Source organism: Ruegeria sp. AL1, assembly GCF_056540905.1.
Map to the genome: position 1 here is coordinate 115384 of NZ_JBQFXP010000013.1, position 23227 is coordinate 138610.

General features: G+C 58.1%; 20 protein-coding genes. 18 read left to right on the plus strand and 2 right to left on the minus strand.

The annotated features are described in order from the left end of the window. Positions 1-11: 11 nt before the first annotated feature. The 3 genes from ccoO to ccoP are packed head-to-tail and all read left to right on the plus strand — an operon-like array spanning position 12 to position 1797. Positions 12-740, plus strand: a complete 729-nt coding sequence (gene ccoO / locus ACRZ9X_RS19585) for a cytochrome-c oxidase, cbb3-type subunit II (protein WP_480521762.1) — start codon at positions 12-14, stop codon at positions 738-740. Between the two features lie 11 nt (positions 741-751). Then, positions 752-937, plus strand: coding sequence for a cbb3-type cytochrome c oxidase subunit 3 (locus ACRZ9X_RS19590; RefSeq protein WP_170656127.1), 186 nt, complete (start codon positions 752-754; stop codon positions 935-937). Then, entirely contained in the window at positions 934-1797 is an 864-nt protein-coding gene (gene ccoP, locus ACRZ9X_RS19595; protein WP_480521763.1) for a cytochrome-c oxidase, cbb3-type subunit III, read from the plus strand. The genes ACRZ9X_RS19590 and ccoP overlap by 4 nt, the downstream gene beginning before the upstream one ends. A gap of 153 nt (positions 1798-1950) precedes the next feature. Here the strand turns inward: ccoP and ACRZ9X_RS19600 are convergent, their stop codons facing one another. Continuing rightward, positions 1951-2109, minus strand: coding sequence for a hypothetical protein (locus ACRZ9X_RS19600; protein ID WP_480521764.1), 159 nt, complete (start codon positions 2107-2109; stop codon positions 1951-1953). A 100-nt stretch (positions 2110-2209) separates the two neighbouring features. Here ACRZ9X_RS19600 and ACRZ9X_RS19605 point away from each other — a divergent pair, with 100 nt between their 5' ends. From ACRZ9X_RS19605 to rplA, 10 genes are all read left to right on the plus strand, one after another. Beyond that, positions 2210-3085 carry a LysR family transcriptional regulator gene (locus ACRZ9X_RS19605; protein WP_480521765.1) on the plus strand — a complete coding sequence of 292 codons (876 nt, stop codon included), beginning with the start codon at positions 2210-2212 and terminating at the stop codon, positions 3083-3085. A 102-nt stretch (positions 3086-3187) separates the two neighbouring features. After that, positions 3188-4615: a cytochrome c oxidase accessory protein CcoG gene (gene ccoG / locus ACRZ9X_RS19610; protein ID WP_480521766.1), complete on the plus strand. Its 1428-nt coding sequence runs from the start codon at positions 3188-3190 to the stop codon at positions 4613-4615. 2 nt (positions 4616-4617) lie between these two features. Further along, a complete protein-coding gene (locus ACRZ9X_RS19615; protein ID WP_480521767.1) occupies positions 4618-5076 on the plus strand; it encodes a FixH family protein in 459 nt (152 codons plus the stop codon). Positions 5077-5079: 3 nt separating this feature from the next. Beyond that, complete coding sequence (locus tag ACRZ9X_RS19620) at positions 5080-7257, plus strand: heavy metal translocating P-type ATPase (protein WP_480521768.1); 2178 nt, start codon at positions 5080-5082, stop codon at positions 7255-7257. Positions 7258-7261: 4 nt separating this feature from the next. Continuing rightward, complete coding sequence (ccoS, locus tag ACRZ9X_RS19625) at positions 7262-7420, plus strand: cbb3-type cytochrome oxidase assembly protein CcoS (protein ID WP_058272490.1); 159 nt, start codon at positions 7262-7264, stop codon at positions 7418-7420. Positions 7421-7488: 68 nt separating this feature from the next. After that, the gene (gene secE, locus ACRZ9X_RS19630) at positions 7489-7686 is read left to right on the plus strand and encodes a preprotein translocase subunit SecE (RefSeq protein WP_170350969.1); all 198 of its coding nucleotides are present in this window, start codon (positions 7489-7491) and stop codon (positions 7684-7686) included. 190 nt (positions 7687-7876) lie between these two features. Further along, positions 7877-8410 carry a transcription termination/antitermination protein NusG gene (nusG, locus tag ACRZ9X_RS19635; protein ID WP_170355307.1) on the plus strand — a complete coding sequence of 178 codons (534 nt, stop codon included), beginning with the start codon at positions 7877-7879 and terminating at the stop codon, positions 8408-8410. Positions 8411-8595: 185 nt separating this feature from the next. Continuing rightward, positions 8596-9531, plus strand: coding sequence for a homocysteine S-methyltransferase family protein (locus ACRZ9X_RS19640; protein WP_480521769.1), 936 nt, complete (start codon positions 8596-8598; stop codon positions 9529-9531). A gap of 232 nt (positions 9532-9763) precedes the next feature. Next, positions 9764-10213 (plus strand): 50S ribosomal protein L11, encoded by a 450-nt coding sequence (rplK, locus tag ACRZ9X_RS19645; RefSeq protein WP_113791694.1) that lies wholly within the window; start codon positions 9764-9766, stop codon positions 10211-10213. 1 nt (position 10214) lies between these two features. Beyond that, the gene (rplA, locus tag ACRZ9X_RS19650; RefSeq protein ID WP_170656105.1) at positions 10215-10913 is read left to right on the plus strand and encodes a 50S ribosomal protein L1; all 699 of its coding nucleotides are present in this window, start codon (positions 10215-10217) and stop codon (positions 10911-10913) included. A 49-nt stretch (positions 10914-10962) separates the two neighbouring features. Here rplA and ACRZ9X_RS19655 read toward each other — a convergent pair whose 3' ends face one another. Further along, complete coding sequence (locus ACRZ9X_RS19655) at positions 10963-12711, minus strand: LTA synthase family protein (protein WP_480521770.1); 1749 nt, start codon at positions 12709-12711, stop codon at positions 10963-10965. A gap of 509 nt (positions 12712-13220) precedes the next feature. On the opposite strand from ACRZ9X_RS19655, the gene rplJ reads away from it, so the two are divergent. The 5 genes from rplJ (at position 13221) to rpoC (ending at position 23165) form a co-directional block, all read left to right on the plus strand. Beyond that, complete coding sequence (gene rplJ, locus ACRZ9X_RS19660; RefSeq protein ID WP_298387143.1) at positions 13221-13739, plus strand: 50S ribosomal protein L10; 519 nt, start codon at positions 13221-13223, stop codon at positions 13737-13739. Between the two features lie 79 nt (positions 13740-13818). Then, positions 13819-14193, plus strand: coding sequence for a 50S ribosomal protein L7/L12 (rplL, locus tag ACRZ9X_RS19665; RefSeq protein WP_037314964.1), 375 nt, complete (start codon positions 13819-13821; stop codon positions 14191-14193). A gap of 250 nt (positions 14194-14443) precedes the next feature. Further along, positions 14444-18580 carry a DNA-directed RNA polymerase subunit beta gene (rpoB, locus tag ACRZ9X_RS19670; protein WP_170508789.1) on the plus strand — a complete coding sequence of 1379 codons (4137 nt, stop codon included), beginning with the start codon at positions 14444-14446 and terminating at the stop codon, positions 18578-18580. 5 nt (positions 18581-18585) lie between these two features. Next, the gene (locus ACRZ9X_RS19675; protein ID WP_480521771.1) at positions 18586-18927 is read left to right on the plus strand and encodes a hypothetical protein; all 342 of its coding nucleotides are present in this window, start codon (positions 18586-18588) and stop codon (positions 18925-18927) included. Further along, on the plus strand, positions 18924-23165 hold the full coding sequence (rpoC, locus tag ACRZ9X_RS19680; protein WP_480521772.1) for a DNA-directed RNA polymerase subunit beta': 4242 nt from the start codon (positions 18924-18926) through the stop codon (positions 23163-23165). The genes ACRZ9X_RS19675 and rpoC overlap by 4 nt, the downstream gene beginning before the upstream one ends. Positions 23166-23227 lie beyond the last annotated feature (62 nt).

The window sequence follows — 23227 nt, forward strand, 5'->3', positions numbered from 1 at the left end:
GGGCCGGAGCAATGGCAATTCTCGACAAACATAAAATCCTCGAGACCAACGCGACCCTCCTGCTGGTATTCAGCTTTTTGGTCGTAACCATCGGTGGCATCGTTCAGATCACCCCGCTGTTCTATCTTGAGAACACCATCGAGAAGGTGGAGGGCATGCGCCCTTACACCCCCTTGGAGATGGCGGGGCGTGAGATTTATCTGCGCGAAGGCTGCTATGTCTGCCACAGCCAGATGATCCGCCCGATGCGGGATGAGGTCGAACGCTATGGCCACTACTCGCTGGCGGCTGAATCGATGTATGACCACCCGTTCCAGTGGGGGTCCAAGCGGACCGGGCCTGATCTGGCCCGCGTCGGTGGCCGCTATTCGGATGACTGGCATGTACGCCACTTGCGCGACGCGCAATCGGTGGTGCCGGAATCGGTGATGCCAAAATATGGCTTCCTCGAAAACCGTAAGCTGAGCGGCAAATATATCGGCGACATCATGAAGGCCAACGCGGTTGTGGGCACGCCCTACAGCGAAGAGATGCTGGCCAATGCCGAGGCCGACTTCCGCGCGCAGGCCGATCCGGACAGCGATTATGACGGTCTGCTGGAACGCTATGGTGACAAGGTCAACGTACGCAACTTCGACGGTCAGTCCGATCTGACCGAAGCGGACGCGCTGATCGCTTATCTGCAGATGCTGGGCACGTTGGTCGACTTCTCGACCTTCACCCCGGATGCAAGCCGCTGAGGGAGGGTGAGATGGAACTTTACACACTTCTTCGACAGTTCGCGGACAGTTGGATGCTGCTGCTGCTCTTTACCTTCTTCATCGGCATCGTGATCTGGGTTTTCCGCCCCGGTGCCAGCAAGGAATACAAAGACACCGCCAACATCCCGTTCCGGCATCAAGATAAACCCGCCGAATCCAAGGAGGCGCGGCCATGAGCAAGACACCCGAAAAACTGCCGGGCGATCCCAAGACAACCGGCCACAGCTGGGACGGTCTGGAAGAGTTCGACAACCCGATGCCGCGCTGGTGGCTGTGGACCTTCTACGCCACGATCTTCTGGGGCGTGATCTACACCATCATGTATCCCGCATGGCCATTGGTTCAGTCCGCGACCGCAGGTGTGACCGGCTGGTCTTCGCGTGCCGAAGTGCAGCAGGATCTGGTGGCATTTCAGGAAGCCAATGCGCCCCTGAACGCCAAGCTGGTGGAAACGCCGCTGGAAGAGGTCGCAGCCGATGCCGAGTTGCAGCAATACGCCGTCAACGCAGGCAGCGCGGTGTTCCGCACCTGGTGCGCACAATGCCACGGTTCGGGTGCGCAGGGGGCTCCGGGTTTCCCGAACCTGCTGGACGACGCTTGGTTGTGGGGCGGATCGCTTGAGGATATCGAGTATTCGGTCGCCTATGGCATCCGCAACGAGGACAGCGACGATGCGCGTTATTCCGAGATGCCGGCCTTTGGCGAAATCCTCGAACATGACGAAATCACGCAAGTCGTCCAGTATGTCATGTCCCTGACCAACGCACAGACCGATGATGCGGTGGCCGAAGCTGGCAAAGTTGTTTTCGAAGACAACTGCGCGGCCTGCCATGGCGAGGACGGAACGGGCGACGTGTTTCAGGGTGCGCCGAACCTGACCGACGCGATCTGGCTCTATGGTGGCAGCGAAGAGGCTCTGACCGAGACGGTCACCAACAGCCGCTTCGGCGTCATGCCCGCATGGGAAAATCGTCTGACCGAGGCGCAAATTCGCGCCGTGACCGCTTATGTCCACCAGTTGGGTGGCGGTCAGTAAGGTCTGAAAAGAACACCTCCGGGCGGTCAACCGCCCGAAGGCTGAGGCACCGGCTGTTCCATCTGTTCGCGCGTTTCCAGAACGGCCGGTGCCGAATTTACCAAAAGATTTGTAAGGATGTGCCGCGGTCCAGAACCCGCGCATCGTCCACGTTCAAAGATTGTCCAGATCACCGGCGCGCGGATGTTCCTTCCACCAATGGCCCTCGGGCAACCAGCGTCTTTTGCGGCTGTCTGGTTTCTGGATGTCGCGAATATGCGGCGTATCAATCCGTGTGGCGGTCATGAAAGATCGGGCAAAAACGGTCAGCATGGTGTGCCTCCTGTATGATGGTGTTTCTGCCTAGAGGATTGACGTTCGGGCCGCGAAATGCGACTCAATAACTATTCCTTTGTGTAAGCGTGAATTACATATGGACTGGATTAACCTGCCACCTCTGACTGCGCTGCGCGCTTTTTCCGCCTTTGCCGAAAAGCGCAATGTGGTCGAGGCCGGTGCGGCGCTGAATGTCAGCCACGCTGCCATCAGTCAGCAGCTGCGCGCATTGGAAAAGCACCTTGGTGTCGCGCTGCTGGATCGTTCGGGGAAGGCGTTGACCCTGACCACCGACGGAGAGCATCTGGCCCGCGCCCTGCATCTGGGTTTTGGTGCGATTGAATCTGCGGTTCGCGATATCTCTCGATCCGGGGTCGAACGACCCGTACATGTTTCTCTGACGCCGTCTTTTGCCGCGTCCTGGCTAATGCCACGTTTGCCGATGTTTCGTGCTGCGCACCCGGAAATTGATCTGGTTCTGGATCCGTCACCCGAGGTGGTAGATTTGCGACCGGGCGGCGTGGATGTCGCAATCCGATATGGTGCAGGCCGGTGGACGGGTGTCGATGTCGATATGTTGCTGCAAACGCCAATGGTGATCGTCGCTGCGCCGCAGCTGCTGGGGGGCAAGACGGATTGGACTCCGACCGAACTGGCGCAATTGCCGTGGCTGGAAGAGATCGGAACAACCGAGGCAACCACTTGGCTGGCGCAGCATGATGCAGGTCCCGCGCGAGGGGCCGGGCGTACGGAATTGCCGGGCAATCTGGTGCTGGATGGATTGCGGGCAGGGCAAGGTGTCACGGTTACCGTGCGACATTTCGTCGAGCCTGATATCAAGGCGGGCCGGATCATCGAGCTGTATGCCGAGCCGGACACGCGCGGATACCACATTGTTACCGCAAAAACGCCCCTCAGACCCTCGGTTCGGGCATTTGTAGGTTGGTTGAAAAGGCTGGCACGCGCAGGTTGAGAAAAGATGTCTGTACGATGCGCGTTTTGACCCATGTCAAAGTCTCTGGGCTTGTGATCTGGAACAACACACACTCAGAAAAGCCAGATCTGGAGCCAGCCCGTGAGCGATTCCGACCCCGCCCCCAGTTTATACGCAGCAAGGGAACCGATTTTTCCCAGACGTGTGTCCGGTCCGTTCAGAAATCTGAAGTGGATCATCATGGCGGTGACGCTGGGCATCTACTACGTCACGCCCTGGATCAGATGGGATCGCGGTCCCAGCCTGCCTGATCAAGCGGTTCTGCTGGATCTGGCAAACCGGCGCTTTTACTTCTTCTGGATCGAAATCTGGCCGCACGAGTTCTATTTTGTTGCCGGCCTGTTGATCATGGCCGGGTTGGGCCTGTTCCTGTTTACCTCGGCGCTTGGACGTGTCTGGTGCGGCTATGCCTGTCCGCAAACGGTCTGGACCGATCTGTATATTCTGGTCGAACGCTGGATCGAGGGCGACCGCAACGCACGCCTGCGTCTGCATCGGCAGCAGAAGCTGGATTTGCGCAAAGCCCGGCTGCGGATAACGAAATGGGTGGTCTGGTTTCTGATCGGTCTGGCGACCGGCGGTGCCTGGGTGTTTTATTTCGCTGACGCGCCGACGCTGTTGCGCGAACTGGTGACCGGCAATGCACATCCGGTTGCCTATACGACCATGTTGATCCTGACCGGCACCACCTTCCTGTTCGGCGGCTTTGCCCGCGAACAGATCTGTATCTATGCCTGCCCCTGGCCGCGCATCCAGGCCGCGATGATGGACGAGGACACTCTGGTCGTCGGCTACCGTGAATGGCGCGGCGAGCCGCGTGGCAAGGGCAAACGGACGGCAGACAGTGATCTGGGCGATTGTATCGACTGCATGGCCTGCGTGAACGTTTGCCCCGTGGGCATCGACATCCGGGACGGCCAGCAACTGGAATGCATCACATGCGCGCTTTGTATCGACGCCTGTGACGATATGATGGCCAAGATCGGTAAGCCTCGCGGACTGATTGACTACATGGCGCTGAGTGATGAAACCCTCGAACGCGAAGGACATCCGCCCAAGAATGTCTGGAAACACATCCTGCGGCCGCGCACCATCATGTATACCGCGCTGTGGTCGCTGGTCGGGTTTGCCTTGCTGTTCGCGCTGTTCATACGCTCGGATATCGATCTGACCGTTGCGCCGGTGCGCAACCCGACATTCGTGACCCTGTCTGATGGAACGATCCGCAACACCTACGATGTACGCCTGCGCAACAAGCACGGCGAGGAGCGGCCCTTTAAACTGACACTGACCGGTGATCCCGCGTTGCAGATCGAAATTGAAGGGCTCGAAGGTGAGACTGTCAATGTGGCCGCAGATACGGCACAATTGACACGTGTCTATATCACTGCAGAGGGCGATACCGGCCCTGCTGGCGCGGACGTCACACCCCTGCGCATCTGGGTCGAAGACCTGAACAATGGCGAGCGAGCCTACAAGGACACCACGTTTAACGGACGGGGGAACTGACCATGGCAGAACGTCAATTCACAGGCAAACATGCTCTGGCGGTCTTTGTCGCGGCCTTCGGTGTTATTATCGGCGTGAATCTGGTGCTGGCCTACAGCGCGGTGAAAACCTTCCCTGGGCTGGAGGTCAAAAACTCCTACGTGGCCAGTCAGGAGTTCAACGAGCGTTTGAAGGAACAACAGTCGCTGGGCTGGGATATCCGGGCAGAGCTTTCGGGCGGGTTGCTGATCCTGCACATCACCGATCAGACGGGATCGCCTGTGCAAGTGGCCGAACTGCAGGCTATTGTTGGCCGCGCGACCCATGTGAAAGACGATTTTTCCCCTGATTTTACCTTTGATGGTCTGGCCTATGCCGCACCTGCTGCGCTGGGCAAGGGCAACTGGAACATCCGGTTGCTGGCCAAGGACAGGGACGGCAGCGAGTTTGCCCAGCGTATCCCGCTTTATGTGAAGGGATAGGCAATGACCGCGCAGCTTTCATCCGGCACCGCGGCTTGTCCCGGTTGCATCGCAACCCCGGCGGAACCGGTGCGTCCGATCCCTCAGGATGTGCAGATCGCGCTGTCGCTGCCGGGCATTCACTGCTCGGCCTGTATCGCGACGGTCGAGCGAGAGCTGAATGCCTCACCGGGTGTCGAGGATGCGCGGGTCAACCTGACGCTCAAACGCGCCATGATCAAAGGAGCGCCAGATCTGCGGGCCGCCGATCTGATTCCGGTGCTGGAACGCGCGGGTTACGAGGCCCATGAACTGGACCCCGGCGCGCTGTCGGCAACGCAATCCGACAAGGCGGGCCGCGATCTGCTGATGAGGCTGGCGGTGGCCGGTTTTGCCTCGATGAATGTGATGCTGCTTTCGGTGTCGGTCTGGTCCGGCGCATCAGACGCAACGCGCGATATGTTCCACTGGATATCCGCCGCAATTGCACTTCCGGCGATCGCGTTTTCCGCGCAGCCCTTCTTTACCAACGCCTGGAGTGCGCTGCGCGTCCGTCGCCTGAACATGGATGTGCCGATTGTGCTGGCGATCCTGCTGGCGCTGATGACATCCTTGTGGGAAACCGCACTTAGCGGCGAACACGCCTATTTTGACGCTGCTCTGACCCTGACCTTCTTCCTGTTGGCCGGGCGCTATCTGGACTATCGCACCCGCGCAGCGGCCCGTTCTGCAGCCGAGGAGTTAACCGCCCTGGAAGTGCCGCGCGCCATTCGGATCATGGATGGTTTCGAGGAAGAGGTTGCTGTTTCTTCCCTGAACGTGGGTGATATGATCCTCGTGCGCCCCGGTGGGCGCATGCCTGTGGACGGAGAGATTGTTTCGGGTCAATCGGAACTGGACCGCTCGCTGCTGACCGGTGAAACTCTGCCTGTGTTCGCCGAAACCGGGCAAACAGTCAGCGCCGGAGAGGTCAACCTGACTGGTCCGCTGACCATCCGCGCAACGGCAGTGGGCGAGGACACGTCGCTGCACCGCATGGCCGATCTGGTGGCCATCGCGGAATCGGGGCGGTCGCGGTACACGTCGCTGGCGGACAAGGCGGCCAAGCTGTATGCGCCCGGCGTGCATATCCTGTCGGCCCTCAGCTTTCTGGGCTGGTACATCTATTCCGGCGATATCCGCACCGCTCTGAATATTGCCGCCGCCGTTCTGATCATCACCTGCCCCTGTGCGCTGGGTCTGGCTGTGCCCGCCGTGACCACGGCGGCCTCGGGGCGTTTGTTCCGCAAGGGGATGCTGATCAAACATTCCACCGCACTGGAACGTCTTGCCGAAGTTGATACCGTTGTCTTCGACAAGACCGGCACGCTGACTTCGGGCACGCCCGAACCGACCAATCTGGGCGATCATTCCCGCGCGGATCTTGAGGTGGCTTTGGCCTTGGCCGAATCCTCGTCTCACCCGCTGTCGATTGCACTTGCCAAAGCTGCACGCGAGGCCGGGATCAAACCGGCGCGTCTGCAGGACATCACCGAGGTTCCCGGCTATGGGACGCAAGGGACATACCGAAACCAAACAGTCCGTCTGGGGCGCGCTGAGTGGACCGGTGCCGAACCCGGTGCGCAGACATCAGCCTGGCTGTCCATTGCAGGCCAGGCACCCCGCGCCTTCCTGTTCTCGGATACGTTGCGCGCAGGCGCGGCCGAGGCCGTTCAGGCCTTCCGCGACAGTGGAAAACAAGTCTTCCTGATCTCAGGCGATACACCGGGCGCGGTTGAGGCGCTGGCCAAAAAGCTGGGGATCGCAAACTGGATCGCCGAGGCCCTGCCGCAGGACAAGGCCAAACGCGTGCAGGCGCTCAGCGATCAGGGGCATCATGTTCTTATGGTTGGCGACGGGCTGAACGATACCGCTGCGCTTGCGGCGGCGCATGTGTCGATCTCTCCGGCCTCGGCGCTGGATGCGGCACGGGTGGCTTCCGATATTGTGTTGCTGGGCAGCGACCTGTCGCCCATCGCGGATGCCTGTGACACGGCGCGGAAGGCGACCAAACGGATTCGCGAGAATTTCCGCATTGCCACCGTGTACAACGTGATTGCCGTCCCGCTTGCGGTGGTCGGTCTGGCGACCCCTCTGATTGCGGCTCTGGCGATGTCGACCTCGTCGATCACCGTATCCCTGAATGCCCTGCGGCTGAGGTGACCTGATGGAAGTTCTGGCCTATCTCATACCGATTTCCCTGTTTTTGGGCGGGGTTGGCCTTGTGGCCTTTATCTACACGGTCCGGTCCAACCAGTATGACGACCCCGAGGGCGATGCCCGTCGCATCCTCAGCGACGAATGGGATGACAAACCCAAGTCCTGACAGCCCTTGAAATTGCCGCAATGCCCGGTTATGTCCGGCCCATCCGCTAGCAGAGAGAACACCGCCAAATGGCTACCATGAATCCGATCCAGTTCATTCAGCAGGTCCGCGCCGAAGTTGCAAAGGTCGTCTGGCCCACGCGCCGCGAAGTTCTGTTGACCACGGTCATGGTGTTCATCATGGCGGCGCTGACAGCCGTTTTCTTTGCGCTGGTCGATCTGGGCATTCGCGGTGGTCTGCAACTGATCCTGGGCGCGTTCAGCTAAACCGGTTCGGGCAGGCCCTGGCGGCACTGCCCTCTTGCACCTCAGGCGATGTGCTAGTAGGTGACGCGGGACTATTCGGAATGGGCGTGCGGCGATTCGGACCGCGCGCCGCTTTTTATTCCGGGTGACGTGACAGAATTTCAATGACGGGCGCAGTCGCGGCCCAAAGGCAAACAAGGACGACAGGTTCATGGCGAAACGGTGGTACTCGGTCAGCGTTCTTTCGAATTTCGAAAAGAAGATCGCAGAGCAGATCCGCACGTCGGTGGCAGAGCACGGCCTTGAAGACGATATCGACGAGGTTCTGGTGCCCACCGAAGAGGTGATCGAAGTGCGCCGGGGCAAGAAAGTCACCACCGAACGCCGTTTCATGCCCGGCTATGTGCTGGTGCATATGGAGATGTCGGATCAGGGCTATCACCTTGTGAACTCGATCAACCGGGTCACCGGTTTCCTTGGCCCGCAAGGCCGCCCGATGCCGATGCGCGATGCTGAGGTGAACCAGATCCTGAACCGTGTTCAGGAAGGCGAAGAAGCGCCCAAGCTGATGATCAGCTTCGAGGTCGGCGAAAAGGTCAAGGTCAACGACGGCCCGTTCGAGGATTTCGACGGCATGGTCGAAGGCGTGGACGACGAGAACCAGAAGCTGAAGGTCTCGGTGTCGATCTTTGGCCGCGAGACGCCGGTGGAGCTGGACTTTACGCAGGTTACCAAGCAGAGCTGAATAGCCTTATTCAAAGATGTACGAAGCCACGCAGCCCGGGTTGCGTGGCTTTTTCTGTTTAGCCTGCCGCGCCAAAGTGGGATTTGGCGCGGCAGTAGATTATCCAGAAACTTGACGAGCCCGAGAAAAAACTGCTGCATCGAAGATGAATTCGTCTCCGCCAATGTGGCAATGATCCAACGAAGATGTTCGAGGAGCGTAAAATGGCGCGGAAACTCCCACATGAAAGTGAAAAACACTTCCTTGTCTATGCGGGTACGGGTACGGACCTGATCTTCAATCACGGCATTGAGCTTCCGGGGTTTGCGTCTTTCCCATTGCTGGAGAAACCTGAAACGCGGGCCGTTTTGGCGCAGCAAATGCAGGAATTGGTTGAGTTGTCTGGGGATATGGGTGTGAGCTGCATACTCGACGCTCCTACCTGGATGGCAAATGCCGATCGGGCTGCGCCGTTGGGCTACGATGCAGAGAATCTCCGAAAAGTGAATAAAGACGCTGTTGCGTTGATGGACGAGGTACGCAATGCATCTGGTCGCGACGATGTCTTGGTTTCGGCTTGTATCGGTCCTAGATATGATCCCTATGCAGATATTCCTCCTATGCCAGTTGAGCAGGCACGCGAATACCATGGCGTGCAACTGTCGACCCTGAAAGAAACCAGTGTCGATCTGGTGACGGCTTATACGTTCAATCGCGTGAATGAGGCCGTTGGCTGTGTTCTGGCAGCGCAAGACTTCGATTTGCCAATCATCATGTCACTCGTTGTAGAAACTGACGGGTGTCTGGCTGACGGGACAAAGCTGACAGATGCCTTGAACCAAATCGAATTGGAAACAGACAGCGCAGCGCTCTTCTATATGGTGAATTGTGCGCACCCCGCGCACTTTGCGGACGCTCTGAAAAAACACCCAAGACTCAAAGGCGTAGTAGCCAACGCATCGCGCTGTTCGCATGCGGAACTGGATGAAGCTAAGGAATTGGACGAGGGTGATCCTGTTCAACTGGGTCAGGAGATTGCGCATGTTGTGCGGGACAATCCCTCTATTCGGGTGTTTGGCGGTTGTTGCGGAACGGACATGCGACACCTAAGGCAAATGGCGCTCAAAGTGGCCGATCTATGAACTGCGGGCTGTCGTCTGGTTCCTCCTACAATAGTGATGCCAGGGATCGATGCGGTCTTTTCCGATTGCAGCCCCAGCCACTTGCCAACCCCCTCATTCCCCTATAAACGCCGCCTCTATCGTCTTCGGGCGAGATTCTCTCGTGGGAGGTTGCAGGGATCGCGATCCCGGATCAGACCACGCAACATAAACCGGGTGGGACGCGTCCTGCCTACGTTGAAAGGAAAACCAAATGGCCAAGAAGCTTGCTGGTACAATGAAGCTGCAGGTTCCTGCAGGTCAGGCGAACCCGTCGCCGCCAGTTGGCCCCGCACTGGGTCAGCGCGGCATCAACATCATGGAATTCTGCAAGGCGTTCAACGCCAAGACCGCAGACATGGAGCAGGGTGCCCCTTGCCCGACCGTGATCACCTATTATCAGGACAAGTCCTTCACCATGGACATCAAGACGCCGCCCGCGTCTTATTACCTGAAAAAAGCCGCTGGTCTGAAGCCGGTTGGCAAGCGGAACCGCCCCCGTGGCGCGGAAAACCCCGGTCGTGAGACCGTGGCCACCGTGACCACTAAGCAGGTTCGCGAAATCGCCGAAGCCAAAATGAAAGATCTGAACGCCAACGACGTCGAAGGCGCAATGCAGATCATCCTGGGCTCGGCCCGCTCTATGGGCATCGAGGTGAAGTAAGATGGCAAAACTCGGTAAACGTACCCGCGCTGCGCGCGAAGCTGTCGCCGGCAAGGAAAACCTGTCGGTAGACGAAGCAGTTGCCCTGGTCAAAGCCAACGCAACCTCGAAATTCGACGAGACCATCGAAATCGCGATGAACCTGGGTGTTGACACCCGTCACGCGGACCAGATGGTGCGCGGCGTTGTCGGCCTGCCCAACGGCACCGGCAAAGCGATGCGCGTCGCTGTTTTTGCGCGCGGCCCCAAGGCGGACGAAGCGAAAGAAGCTGGCGCGGATATCGTTGGCGCAGAAGACCTGATGGAAACCATTCAGGGCGGCACCATCGAATTTGATCGCTGCATCGCCACCCCGGACATGATGCCCATCGTCGGTCGTCTGGGTAAGGTTCTGGGCCCCCGTAACCTGATGCCGAACCCCAAGGTTGGCACCGTGACCATGGACGTGAAAGCGGCCGTGGAAGCAGCCAAGGGCGGTGAAGTTCAGTTCAAGGCGGAAAAAGGTGGCGTCGTGCACGCAGGCGTTGGCAAAGCGTCGTTTGACGAAGCCAAGCTGGCCGAAAACGTCCGCGCCTTTGTCTCGGCCGTCGCCAAGGCCAAGCCGTCTGGCGCCAAAGGCACCTACATGAAGAAAATCGCGCTAAGCTCGACCATGGGCCCCGGCGTGACTCTGGACGTCGCTGAAGCCTCGGGCGAATAAATCGACACCAGATGAATGAAAGAAGGCGGGATACACATCCCGCCTTTTTTTATTCGTGGTCGAGAATGACGGTTTTTAACTGCGAAAAATACGCCTGCCCTGCCAGGGTTCCGTTTGAAGGTTGGGTAAAGTCAACGACGTCTTGCCAATGTTCGCAGCCCAATTCACGACCAGCGAGACACGCGAACATTTCCTTCCGTCCAGGGTCGTACCAGAAGATGCGACCGCTGAGTATATTGCCGAAAATGACCGGTTCGGATTCTTCAATCAATTGCTGCAGATCGGGACGGGTGGCATTTGTGGCCAGCTCAAGAATGATGTTCCGCGTGTCTTTGCTTGAGACGATCTTTTCAACGGATTGTTTGGAACCACTTGGATGAACGGCAATGAACGGGAGCCAATTCAGTAGAATCTCATTCTCCAATTGAGGGAGATTTGCAGTCTCGCGGGACTCATCTGACGTGAAAACGACAACTGTGTTTTCCAGAATACCACGCTGCTCAAGCGCCTCCATCAGTTCGCCGACGGCCTGATCGGCATATTTCAACGAACGTAATCTGGCGGAAGGTACGTCTGGCAGAAAATCGTCCGGAACATTGTAAGGCGCATGTGTCCCAGTGGTCAGAGCAGCGATAAACCAAGGTTCGTCGGTACTCAGATTGTCGATATAGTCGACAACGTTTCGAAACAGGGATCGATCGTCTATCCCCCATCCATTCCGGAGCACACCCGGACCCGCGGCCCAATCCGCATCACCGCGCAGGACTTCGAACCCAAGGTCTTTGAGGTGTTGATCTTTCGACATGAATGCAAGGTTTGCACTTTGCAGAAAGGCTGTATGAAAGCCCGCGCTTGCCAACACCGCTGGAAGAGAGACTTCCGCAACTTCAGAGTCTGCGGTCAAGTCATTCCACTTGCGTTCGCTGGAAACAAAGCTGGGCAGATCGCCGGTGAGTGTTGTGTACAAGCCATTTGACGTGATCAGTTGCGGCCCGACAAATCGGTCCAGGCGGATGTTATCGGTCGCCAGCCGGTTCAGGACGTCCATGTCAGCCATGGTCAGGCTGAAGTTCGACAAGCCTTCCAAATAAATGACAAGCACGTTCAATTGATCCGGACCCAACTCAATCACAGCCTCGCGTTGAAAGACCGAAGGTTCGAAATTTCGGTCTGAAGCCTCAAGCTTTGCATGACCGAGGGTCGGAAGCAGAGGGTGCGACTGAATCCAGCGAAGCTCATTTATTCGAAAGTTGTTCGGAACAAAGACCAACGCCGCGCAGCATAAAACGACCCCAGCAGCAGCGCATGACTTGGACAACAGGGGCAGTCGCGCAGTTGCCAAAAGCGCGATCGCAATAAGCGAGAATATGACCCAGTTTTCTACGACGCTTGGGGTGAAATGCGCGTTTACAAACGTTGGGTCCGTAGCAAATCCCAGAAGGTCCAGATCTATGGCGGTTAGGTTGGTGTGGATGTGCTCAATATTTGAAGAATAAAAAAGGGCAAGAACCAGGATTGCGACAATCAAAAGCGCGACCGGAAGAAATGCAAATATCAGTGCGAACGCACCGCTGAACAATATGTCATTGGCTATTCCCAGCCAAAGCGAATGCGCCTTTTCCTCAAAGAATGCCGCAACGGGATCGAACCCGTCGTATGGATTGTATGTCCAGACATAGGATCGATCGATGAATTTTGTCAGGCCATAATAACGATGAAGCAGCGTGACGACCAAGATGCTTGCAAATATCGACCCGAAGCGCACTGCGCGTTCGCTTAGTATGGACGTTTCCTTCATATCTGCTGTTGCCCGTATCTTTTACTACTCTAGCTCACAACGGGGTTTCGATTTCAAGTGCCCGGCATGCCTGGCGGGTTCACGTGGCCGATAGGAAGGTCGATACGGCACGAGAACCAGCCGACAGGCGCATTGATCCATATCTTAAATGCCGAAAATGGCAGTTTCTGGGCGGTGGCCAGACTGTTCTCGGGACTCTGAAAACTCTTCGCTTAAATGGATTGACAGAGCAATTTACCCCTTGGAAACCACAGCCATCTGCCCTAAGTAGAGCTGCGGAATAAAGCGTGCGATTCGTCGTGCGCTTTATTTCGTTTCGTCCAAGACGGTGGGTGGTGCCATATGGCCCCTTAATTCCCTGCCTGAGACGGGTAAGACCAAAGAATTCTGAGGGTCACGATCCTCGGGCGCATTTTGGCCAATCCCGTAACAACGGACCTGAACGCCGGGGTTAACCCCTCGGCAAATATGAGCCGGGGTGAGGTATCGCCCCTAACTTGGAGAGAACTGTGGATAGAGCCCAGAAAGAGAAAGTGGTCGAGGAACTCGGCCAAATCTTCGAAAGCTCTGGCGTCGTAGTGGTTGCTCACTACGCCGGTCTGACAGTTGCCGAGATGCAGGACCTTCGCGCACGTGCTCGTGACGCGGGTGGTGCCGTGCGTGTTGCCAAGAACAGGCTCGCCAAAATCGCCCTTGAGGGTAAGCCGTGTGAAAGCATGGCCGACCTGCTGACAGGGATGACCGTTCTGACCTACTCCGAGGACCCCGTGGCAGCAGCCAAGGTGGCCGAGGACTTCGCCAAGGATAACAAGAATTTTGAGATCCTCGGCGGTGCTATGGGCGAGAACGCTCTGGACCGCAAAGGCGTCGAAACAGTTTCGAAAATGCCGTCTCGCGAGGAGCTTATTGCTTCGATCGCTGGCTGCATTGGCGCACCTGCTTCGAACATCGCCGGCGCGATTGGCGCACCTGCAAGCAACATCGCAAGCATCCTTTCCACCATCGAAGAGAAGGCGGAAGCTGCGTAAGCGGTTGGCACTGAATGATCTGCGTAGGGGATTGCCCCTGACGTTGGAACACACACTGTAAACGGAAAGAGCTGATAAAATGGCTGATCTGAAAGCACTCGCAGAAAGCATCGTGGGTCTGACCCTGCTGGAAGCACAAGAACTGAAAACCATCCTCAAAGACGAATACGGCATCGAGCCCGCAGCTGGCGGCGCGGTTGTCATGGCAGCTGGCGGCGACGCCGGTGGCGCAGCTGAGGAAGAGAAAACCGAATTCGACGTCGTTCTGAAGAACGCCGGCGCTTCGAAAATCAACGTGATCAAAGAAGTTCGCGGCATCACCGGTCTGGGCCTGAAAGAAGCCAAGGAACTGGTCGAAGCTGGCGGCAAGATCAAAGAAGGCGTGTCGAAAGACGAAGCCGAAGAAGTCAAAGGCAAGCTGGAAGCAGCTGGCGCCGAAGTCGAGCTGGCCTAAGCCAACCGACAGGTGCATCGCTGATGCGCCGCAAAATTTGGCTGGGTCCGGAGAAATCCGGGTCCAGCCGAACCTGTCTTAGAAAGGGCCTCAACATCTGGGGCGTTTTCTAAGACACGGTTTTCGGATCGGGAGGCCGCCTTCGGGACGGTGGCCACGAATTGATCCGGACGTGTTGTCTCGATTGTGCAAGATGCCGGGGCCCGACGGTGTCTTTGCCCGCTGAGAACATCGAAAGGTGACATCTGACATGGCTCAAACGTTCCTTGGCCAGAAACGTCTTCGTAAATATTACGGCAAAATCCGCGAAGTTTTGGAAATGCCGAACCTCATTGAGGTGCAGAAATCTTCTTATGATCTTTTCTTGCGCTCCGGCGATGCAGAACAGCCCACAGACGGCGAAGGCATCAAAGGTGTGTTCCAGTCGGTTTTCCCGATCAAGGATTTCAACGAAACCTCCGTGCTGGAGTTCGTGAAATACGATCTGGAAAAACCCAAATACGATGTCGAAGAGTGCATGCAGCGCGACATGACCTACAGCGCCCCGCTCAAGGTCACTCTGCGTCTGATCGTGTTTGATGTCGATGAGGACACCGGCGCGAAATCGGTCAAAGACATCAAAGAACAGGACGTGTTCATGGGCGACATGCCCCTGATGACGCCGAATGGTACCTTCATCGTGAACGGCACCGAGCGTGTGATCGTCAGCCAGATGCACCGTTCGCCCGGTGTGTTCTTTGACCACGACAAGGGCAAAACCCATTCCTCGGGCAAACTGCTGTTTGCCTGCCGCATCATCCCGTATCGCGGCAGCTGGCTGGACTTTGAGTTCGACGCCAAGGACATCGTCTTCGCTCGTATCGACCGTCGCCGCAAGCTGCCTGTGACAACCCTGCTGTACGCGCTGGGTCTGGATCAGGAAGCGATCATGGACGCGTATTACAACACCGTGTCCTACAAGCTGGACAAGAAGAAAGGCTGGGTCACGCCCTTCTTCCCCGAGCGTGTGCGCGGTACCCGTCCGACATACGACCTGATCGACGCGAAGTCGGGCGAGGTGATTGCCGAAGCGGGCAAGAAAGTCACCCCGCGCGCGGTTAAGAAGCTGATCGACGAAGGTGCCGTAACCGACCTGCTGGTGCCCTTCGACAACATCGTCGGCAAATACGTCGCCAAGGACATTATCAACGAAGAAAACGGCGCGATCTATGTCGAAGCCGGTGATGAGCTGACCCTGGAATATGACAAAGACGGCGATCTGATCGGTGGTACCGTCAAGGATCTGATGGATGCGGGTATCACCGACATCCCGGTTCTGGACATCGACAACGTCAATGTTGGCCCCTACATGCGCAACACCATGGCTCAGGACAAGAACCTGAACCGTGAAAGCGCGCTGATGGACATCTACCGCGTCATGCGCCCGGGCGAGCCGCCCACCGTCGAAGCGGCCTCGGCCTTGTTCGACACTCTGTTCTTCGACAGCGAGCGTTATGACCTGTCCGCTGTTGGCCGCGTGAAGATGAACATGCGTCTGGCTCTGGACGCGCCGGATACCCTGCGCACTCTGCGCCGCGAAGACATCGTGGCCTGCATCAAGGCGCTGGTGGAACTGCGTGACGGCAAAGGCGACGTGGACGATATCGACCACCTCGGCAACCGTCGTGTGCGTTCGGTCGGCGAACTGATGGAGAACCAGTACCGCGTTGGCCTGCTGCGCATGGAGCGCGCGATCAAAGAGCGTATGTCGTCGGTCGAGATCGACACCGTCATGCCTCAGGACCTGATCAACGCGAAACCCGCTGCGGCTGCTGTTCGTGAATTCTTCGGCTCGTCGCAGCTGTCGCAGTTCATGGACCAGACCAACCCGCTGTCGGAAGTTACCCACAAACGCCGTCTCTCGGCGCTTGGCCCCGGTGGTCTGACGCGTGAGCGTGCGGGCTTTGAGGTGCGCGACGTACACCCGACCCACTATGGCCGGATGTGCCCGATTGAAACGCCGGAAGGTCCGAACATCGGTCTGATCAACAGCCTCGCCACCTTTGCCCGCGTGAACAAGTATGGCTTCATCGAAACACCGTATCGCGTTGTCAAAGACGCCGAGGTGACCGATGAGGTTCACTACATGTCCGCGACCGAGGAAATGCGTCACACCGTGGCGCAGGCGAACGCGACGCTGGACGCCGATGGCAAGTTCATCAACGATCTGGTTTCGACCCGTCAGGCCGGTGACTACACCCTCGCCCCGCGCGAGAATGTGGACCTGATCGACGTGTCGCCGAAACAGCTGGTATCAGTAGCTGCATCGCTGATCCCGTTCCTTGAAAATGACGACGCCAACCGCGCTCTGATGGGCTCGAACATGCAACGTCAGGCGGTTCCGCTGCTGCGCGCCGAGGCGCCGCTGGTCGGTACCGGGATCGAGGAAAAGGTTGCGATCGACTCGGGTGCTGCGATTCAGGCGAAACGTGCTGGTATCATCGACCAGGTCGATGCCCAGCGTATCGTTATCCGCGCGACTGAGGATCTGGAACTGGGCGACGCTGGCGTTGACATCTATCGTCTGCGCAAGTTCCAGCGTTCGAACCAGAACACCTGCATCAACCAGCGTCCGCTGATCAAGGTGGGTGACACCGTCCAGAAGGGCGAGGTTATTGCTGATGGTCCGTCGACCGATATGGGTGAACTGGCCCTTGGTAAAAACGTGGTCGTCGCGTTCATGCCGTGGAACGGTTACAACTACGAAGACTCGATCCTGATCTCGGAACGTATCGCGCGTGACGACGTCTTTACCTCGGTCCATATCGAGGAGTTTGAAGTCGCCGCCCGTGACACCAAGCTGGGCCCGGAAGAGATCACCCGCGACATCCCGAACGTCGGTGAAGAAGCGCTGCGCAACCTCGATGAGGCGGGCATCGTCTACATCGGTGCGGATGTTGAGCCGGGCGATATTCTGGTCGGCAAGATCACTCCGAAGGGCGAAAGCCCGATGACCCCGGAAGAAAAGCTGCTACGCGCCATCTTTGGTGAAAAAGCTTCTGACGTGCGCGACACCTCGCTGCGCGTGAAGCCGGGCGATTACGGTACGGTCGTTGAGGTCCGCGTCTTCAACCGTCACGGCGTCGAGAAAGACGAGCGTGCGCTGCAGATCGAGCGTGAAGAAGTCGAACGTCTGGCCCGTGACCGGGACGACGAGCTGGCGATCCTCGACCGCAATATCTATGCGCGTCTGCAGGGCCTGATCCTGGGTAAAACCGCTGTCAAAGGTCCGAAAGGCGTCAAGGCAGGGTCGGTGATCACCGAGGATCTGCTGGAAACCCTGACCCGTGGTCAGTGGTGGCAGCTGGCGCTGGAAGGCGAGCAGGACGCACAGATCGTTGAGGCTCTGAACGAGCAATACGAAGTGCAAAAGCGTGCTCTGGACGCCCGTTTCGAAGACAAGGTCGAGAAAGTCCGCCGTGGCGACGACCTGCCGCCGGGTGTGATGAAGATGGTCAAAGTCTTCATCGCCGTGAAGCGTAAGCTGCAGCCGGGCGACAAGATGGCCGGTCGTCACGGGAACAAGGGTGTGATCTCCAAGGTTGTTCCGATGGAAGACATGCCGTTCCTGGCCGATGGTACGCCGGTTGACTTCTGTCTGAACCCGCTGGGCGTGCCGTCGCGTATGAACGTTGGTCAGATTCTGGAAACCCACATGGGTTGGGCCGCACGCGGTCTGGGTCTGAACATCGACGACGCTCTGGGTGAATACCGCCGCTCCGGCGACCTGACCCCGGTGCGCGAGGCGATGAAGCTGGCCTATGGCGAGGATGTCTACGAAGAAGGCATCACCGGTTTGGACGAGGATGGCCTGATCGAGGCTGCGGGCAACGTGACCCGCGGTGTTCCGATCGCAACCCCGGTCTTTGACGGTGCCAAAGAGGCTGACGTCAACGACGCGCTGGTGCGTGCGGGCTTCTCGGAAAGCGGTCAGTCGGTTCTGTTCGACGGTCGCACCGGTGAGCAATTTGCGCGTCCGGTGACCGTGGGCATCAAGTACCTGCTGAAACTGCACCACCTTGTGGACGACAAAATCCACGCGCGTTCGACCGGGCCGTACAGCCTGGTTACCCAGCAGCCGCTGGGTGGTAAGGCGCAGTTCGGTGGTCAGCGCTTTGGTGAGATGGAGGTCTGGGCTCTGGAAGCTTACGGCGCCGCCTACACCCTGCAGGAGATGCTCACCGTGAAATCGGATGACGTCGCCGGCCGGACCAAGGTCTATGAGTCGATCGTCAAGGGCGAGGATAACTTTGAAGCGGGCGTACCGGAATCGTTCAACGTTCTGGTGAAAGAAGTCCGTGGCCTCGGCCTGAATATGGAACTCCTGGATGCGGAGGTTGATGAGTGAGGGCTATGGTAGCAGTAGCTATCTCACCGGTTGCTTTGAGTGCCTGCCAAGTATTTGGCGGGTACGCAGCGTATGATGCCTCAACTGGCAAGTATTATGCTGTAGCTGAGTCTCATGCCACAAGCCAAAGCGGAATGTGGTGCCCAACCGACGACGAAAGTTTCGGTTGGAAATGGGGCGATGAACCGGTGGCAACTCCTCCAATCCGCAAGAACCTAAAACGTATCGACGTTCCCATGTTTGAAGAGCCGCGCGTGGGTCGCGTCACTGACGAAACAATCAAGTGGCGCGCATACCGCCGTGGAACATTCTACGAATGCCCGGAGCTTGGAAAGGAAATCCAATGAACCAGGAAATCACCAACAACCCGTTCAACCCGCTGACGCCCCCGAAGGTCTTTGACGAGATCAAGGTCTCGCTGGCGTCGCCCGAGCGGATCCTGTCTTGGTCCTATGGCGAGATCAAGAAACCCGAAACCATCAACTACCGGACGTTCAAGCCCGAGCGTGACGGCCTGTTCTGCGCGCGTATCTTTGGCCCGATCAAAGACTACGAGTGTCTGTGCGGCAAATATAAGCGGATGAAGTATCGCGGCGTTGTCTGCGAGAAATGCGGGGTGGAAGTCACCCTGCAGAAAGTTCGCCGCGAGCGTATGGGCCATATCGAACTGGCCGCTCCTGTTGCTCACATCTGGTTCCTGAAATCGCTGCCGTCCCGCATCGGTCTGATGCTGGACATGACGCTGCGCGATCTGGAACGCGTTCTGTACTTTGAAAACTACGTCGTCATCGAGCCCGGTCTGACTGACCTGACCTACGGCCAGATGCTGACCGAAGAAGAGTACATGGACGCACAGGATGCCTATGGCATGGACGCGTTCACCGCCAATATCGGTGCCGAAGCCATCCGTGAGATGCTGGCCCAGATCGATCTGGAAGCCGAAGCCGAACAGCTGCGCGCTGATCTGGCCGAAGCAACCGGCGAGCTGAAGCCCAAGAAGATCATCAAGCGTCTGAAGGTTGTTGAATCCTTCCTCGAGTCGGGCAACCGGCCCGAATGGATGGTGATGACCGTGATCCCGGTCATTCCGCCGGAACTGCGTCCGCTGGTTCCGCTGGATGGTGGCCGTTTCGCGACCTCGGATCTGAACGATCTGTATCGCCGCGTCATCAACCGGAACAACCGTCTGAAGCGTCTGATCGAGCTGCGAGCACCTGACATCATCGTCCGCAACGAAAAGCGGATGCTGCAGGAATCCGTGGATGCTCTGTTCGACAACGGCCGTCGTGGCCGCGTGATCACCGGCGCCAACAAGCGCCCGCTGAAATCGCTGTCGGACATGCTGAAAGGTAAGCAGGGCCGCTTCCGTCAGAACCTTCTGGGTAAGCGCGTCGACTTCTCGGGCCGTTCGGTCATCGTGACCGGTCCGGAACTTAAGCTGCATCAGTGTGGTCTGCCCAAGAAGATGGCGCTGGAGCTGTTCAAGCCGTTCATCTACTCGCGCCTTGAAGCCAAGGGTCTGTCTTCGACCGTGAAACAGGCGAAGAAACTGGTCGAGAAAGAGCGTCCCGAAGTGTGGGATATCCTCGACGAGGTGATCCGCGAACACCCTGTCATGCTGAACCGTGCGCCGACGCTGCACCGTCTTGGCATTCAAGCGTTCGAACCAGTCCTGATCGAAGGTAAAGCCATCCAGCTGCACCCGCTGGTCTGTTCGGCCTTTAACGCCGACTTCGACGGCGACCAGATGGCCGTTCACGTTCCGCTGAGCCTTGAGGCCCAGCTGGAAGCCCGTGTTCTGATGATGTCGACGAACAACGTTCTGTCGCCTGCAAACGGCGCGCCGATCATCGTTCCGTCGCAGGATATGATCCTGGGCCTCTACTATGTGACCCTGGAACGCGAAGGCATGCCGGGCGAAGGCAAGGTCTTTGGCTCGATCGAAGAAGTTCAGCACGCTCTGGACGCCGGTGAGGTGCATCTGCACACCAAGATCACTGCGCGGATCACGCAGATCGACGACGAAGGCAACGAAGTTCAGAAGCGGTATGAAACCACTCCGGGCCGTCTGCGTCTGGGTGCCTTGCTGCCGATGAACAACAAGGCACCGTTCGAACTGGTCAACCGCCTGCTGCGGAAGAAAGAAGTGCAGCAGGTCATCGACACCGTCTACCGTTATTGCGGTCAGAAAGAGTCGGTTATCTTCTGTGACCAGATCATGTCGATGGGCTTCAAAGAAGCGTTCAAGGCGGGCATCTCGTTCGGTAAGGACGACATGGTCATTCCCGACGACAAGTGGGGCATCGTTGATGACACCCGCGGTCAGGTGAAAGACTTTGAACAGCAGTACATGGACGGCCTGATTACTCAGGGCGAAAAGTACAACAAAGTTGTCGATGCCTGGTCGAAGTGTAACGACCGCGTCACCGAAGCCATGATGTCGACGATCTCATCCTCGGATCGGGCAGAGGACGGGTCTGAGCAGGAACCGAACTCGGTCTACATGATGGCCCACTCGGGTGCGCGTGGCTCGGTCACTCAGATGAAACAGCTGGGCGGTATGCGCGGCCTGATGGCCAAGCCGAACGGTGACATCATCGAAACGCCGATCATCTCGAACTTTAAAGAAGGCCTGACCGTTCTCGAGTACTTCAACTCGACCCACGGTGCCCGTAAGGGTCTGTCGGATACGGCTCTGAAGACGGCGAACTCGGGTTACCTGACCCGTCGTCTGGTGGACGTGGCGCAAGACTGTATCGTGCGCGAGATCGACTGTGGCACCGAACGCGCCATCACTGCCGAAGCCGCCGTGAATGACGGTGAGGTTGTCGCCTCGCTGGCTGAACGTGTGCTGGGCCGTGTCTCTGCCGACGACGTTCTGCGTCCCGGCACGGATGAGGTTCTGGTCGCAGCAGGTCAGTTGATCGACGAGCGCATGGCCGACACCATTGACGAAGCTGGTGTTGCGTCGATGCGCATCCGCTCGCCTCTGACCTGTGAGTCCGAGGAAGGCGTCTGCGCCACCTGCTACGGTCGTGACCTTGCACGCGGTACCATGGTGAACACAGGTGAAGCTGTCGGCATCATCGCCGCCCAGTCCATCGGTGAACCCGGTACACAGCTGACCATGCGGACCTTCCACATCGGTGGTGTTGCGCAAGGTGGTCAGCAGTCGTTCCAGGAAGCCAGCCAGGAAGGTGTCGTTTCCTTCGAGAACCCGCAGATTCTGGTGAATGCCGCAGGCGAAAGCCTGGTCATGGGCCGGAACATGAAGCTGGTGATCAGCGACGAGCACGGCGAAGAGCGTGCCAGCCACAAGCTGGGTTACGGCTCCAAGCTGTTCGTCAAGGATGGTACCAAGGTCGCCCGCGGCGACAAGCTGTTCGAGTGGGACCCGTACACGCTGCCGATCATCGCCGAGAAAGCCGGTACCGCGAAATACGTTGACCTTGTTTCGGGCCTCGCTGTCCGCGACGAGACCGATGATGCAACCGGTATGACTCAGAAAATCGTGATCGACTGGCGCGCCGCCCCCAAAGGCAGCGACCTCAAGCCCGAGATCATTCTGGTCGGTGAAGATGGCGAGCCGGTCCGCAATGACGCGGGCAACCCGGTTCACTATCCGATGTCGGTGGATGCGATCCTGTCGGTCGAAGATGGCCAGCAAATCGAAGCCGGTGACGTTGTCGCGCGTATCCCGCGTGAAGGCGCCAAGACCAAAGACATCACCGGTGGTCTGCCGCGTGTGGCCGAACTGTTCGAAGCCCGTCGTCCGAAAGATCACGCGATCATCGCAGAAGCCGATGGTTACGTGCGCTTTGGCCGCGACTACAAGAACAAGCGCCGCATCAGCATCGAACCGGCGGACGAGTCCATGGAGACCATCGAATACATGGTGCCCAAGGGCAAGCACATCCCGGTCGCCGAAGGGGACTTCATCCAGAAGGGTGAATACCTGATGGACGGTAACCCTGCCCCGCATGACATCCTGTCCATCATGGGTGTCGAAGCGCTGGCGGATTACATGATCGACGAGGTGCAGGACGTTTATCGTCTGCAGGGCGTGAAGATCAACGACAAGCACATCGAGGTCATCGTGCGCCAGATGCTGCAGAAGTGGGAGATCCTGGATTCAGGCGACACCACCCTGCTGAAAGGCGAGCATGTCGACAAGCAGGAGTTCGACGCGGCCAACGAGAAGACCATCTCGCGCGGCGGTCGTCCGGCTCAGGGCGAGCCGATCCTGTTGGGGATCACCAAAGCCTCGCTGCAGACGCGCTCGTTCATCTCGGCGGCGTCGTTCCAGGAAACCACCCGCGTTCTGACCGAAGCTTCGGTTCAGGGCAAGAAAGACAAACTGGTTGGCCTGAAAGAGAACGTCATCGTCGGCCGCCTGATCCCCGCCGGTACCGGTGGAGCGACCCAGGCCGTGCGTCAGGTTGCCCAGTCGCGCGACAATGTCGTCATTGAGGCGCGCAGGGAAGAGGCCGAAGCGGCCGCTGCTCTGGCCGCTCCGACGTTCGACGACGATATGGTCGGTGATGAGCTGGACGTTCTGGTGGAAACGCCGGAAAGCCGCGAGTAACTCGTGAAAACCGAAAAGTAGAGAAGGCTCCTGCAGGATTGCAGGGGCCTTTTTTTGTTGGC

Coding starts and splice junctions, on each gene's coding strand:
- ccoO (WP_480521762.1), top strand. CDS start 12: ATGGCAATTCTCGACAAACATAAAATCCTCGAGACCAACGCGACCCTC.
- ACRZ9X_RS19590 (WP_170656127.1), top strand. CDS start 752: ATGGAACTTTACACACTTCTTCGACAGTTCGCGGACAGTTGGATGCTG.
- ccoP (WP_480521763.1), top strand. CDS start 934: ATGAGCAAGACACCCGAAAAACTGCCGGGCGATCCCAAGACAACCGGC.
- ACRZ9X_RS19600 (WP_480521764.1), bottom strand. CDS start 2,109: ATGCTGACCGTTTTTGCCCGATCTTTCATGACCGCCACACGGATTGAT.
- ACRZ9X_RS19605 (WP_480521765.1), top strand. CDS start 2,210: ATGGACTGGATTAACCTGCCACCTCTGACTGCGCTGCGCGCTTTTTCC.
- ACRZ9X_RS19615 (WP_480521767.1), top strand. CDS start 4,618: ATGGCAGAACGTCAATTCACAGGCAAACATGCTCTGGCGGTCTTTGTC.
- ACRZ9X_RS19620 (WP_480521768.1), top strand. CDS start 5,080: ATGACCGCGCAGCTTTCATCCGGCACCGCGGCTTGTCCCGGTTGCATC.
- ccoS (WP_058272490.1), top strand. CDS start 7,262: ATGGAAGTTCTGGCCTATCTCATACCGATTTCCCTGTTTTTGGGCGGG.
- secE (WP_170350969.1), top strand. CDS start 7,489: ATGGCTACCATGAATCCGATCCAGTTCATTCAGCAGGTCCGCGCCGAA.
- nusG (WP_170355307.1), top strand. CDS start 7,877: ATGGCGAAACGGTGGTACTCGGTCAGCGTTCTTTCGAATTTCGAAAAG.
- ACRZ9X_RS19640 (WP_480521769.1), top strand. CDS start 8,596: ATGTTCGAGGAGCGTAAAATGGCGCGGAAACTCCCACATGAAAGTGAA.
- rplK (WP_113791694.1), top strand. CDS start 9,764: ATGGCCAAGAAGCTTGCTGGTACAATGAAGCTGCAGGTTCCTGCAGGT.
- rplA (WP_170656105.1), top strand. CDS start 10,215: ATGGCAAAACTCGGTAAACGTACCCGCGCTGCGCGCGAAGCTGTCGCC.
- ACRZ9X_RS19655 (WP_480521770.1), bottom strand. CDS start 12,711: ATGAAGGAAACGTCCATACTAAGCGAACGCGCAGTGCGCTTCGGGTCG.
- rplL (WP_037314964.1), top strand. CDS start 13,819: ATGGCTGATCTGAAAGCACTCGCAGAAAGCATCGTGGGTCTGACCCTG.
- rpoB (WP_170508789.1), top strand. CDS start 14,444: ATGGCTCAAACGTTCCTTGGCCAGAAACGTCTTCGTAAATATTACGGC.
- ACRZ9X_RS19675 (WP_480521771.1), top strand. CDS start 18,586: ATGGTAGCAGTAGCTATCTCACCGGTTGCTTTGAGTGCCTGCCAAGTA.
- rpoC (WP_480521772.1), top strand. CDS start 18,924: ATGAACCAGGAAATCACCAACAACCCGTTCAACCCGCTGACGCCCCCG.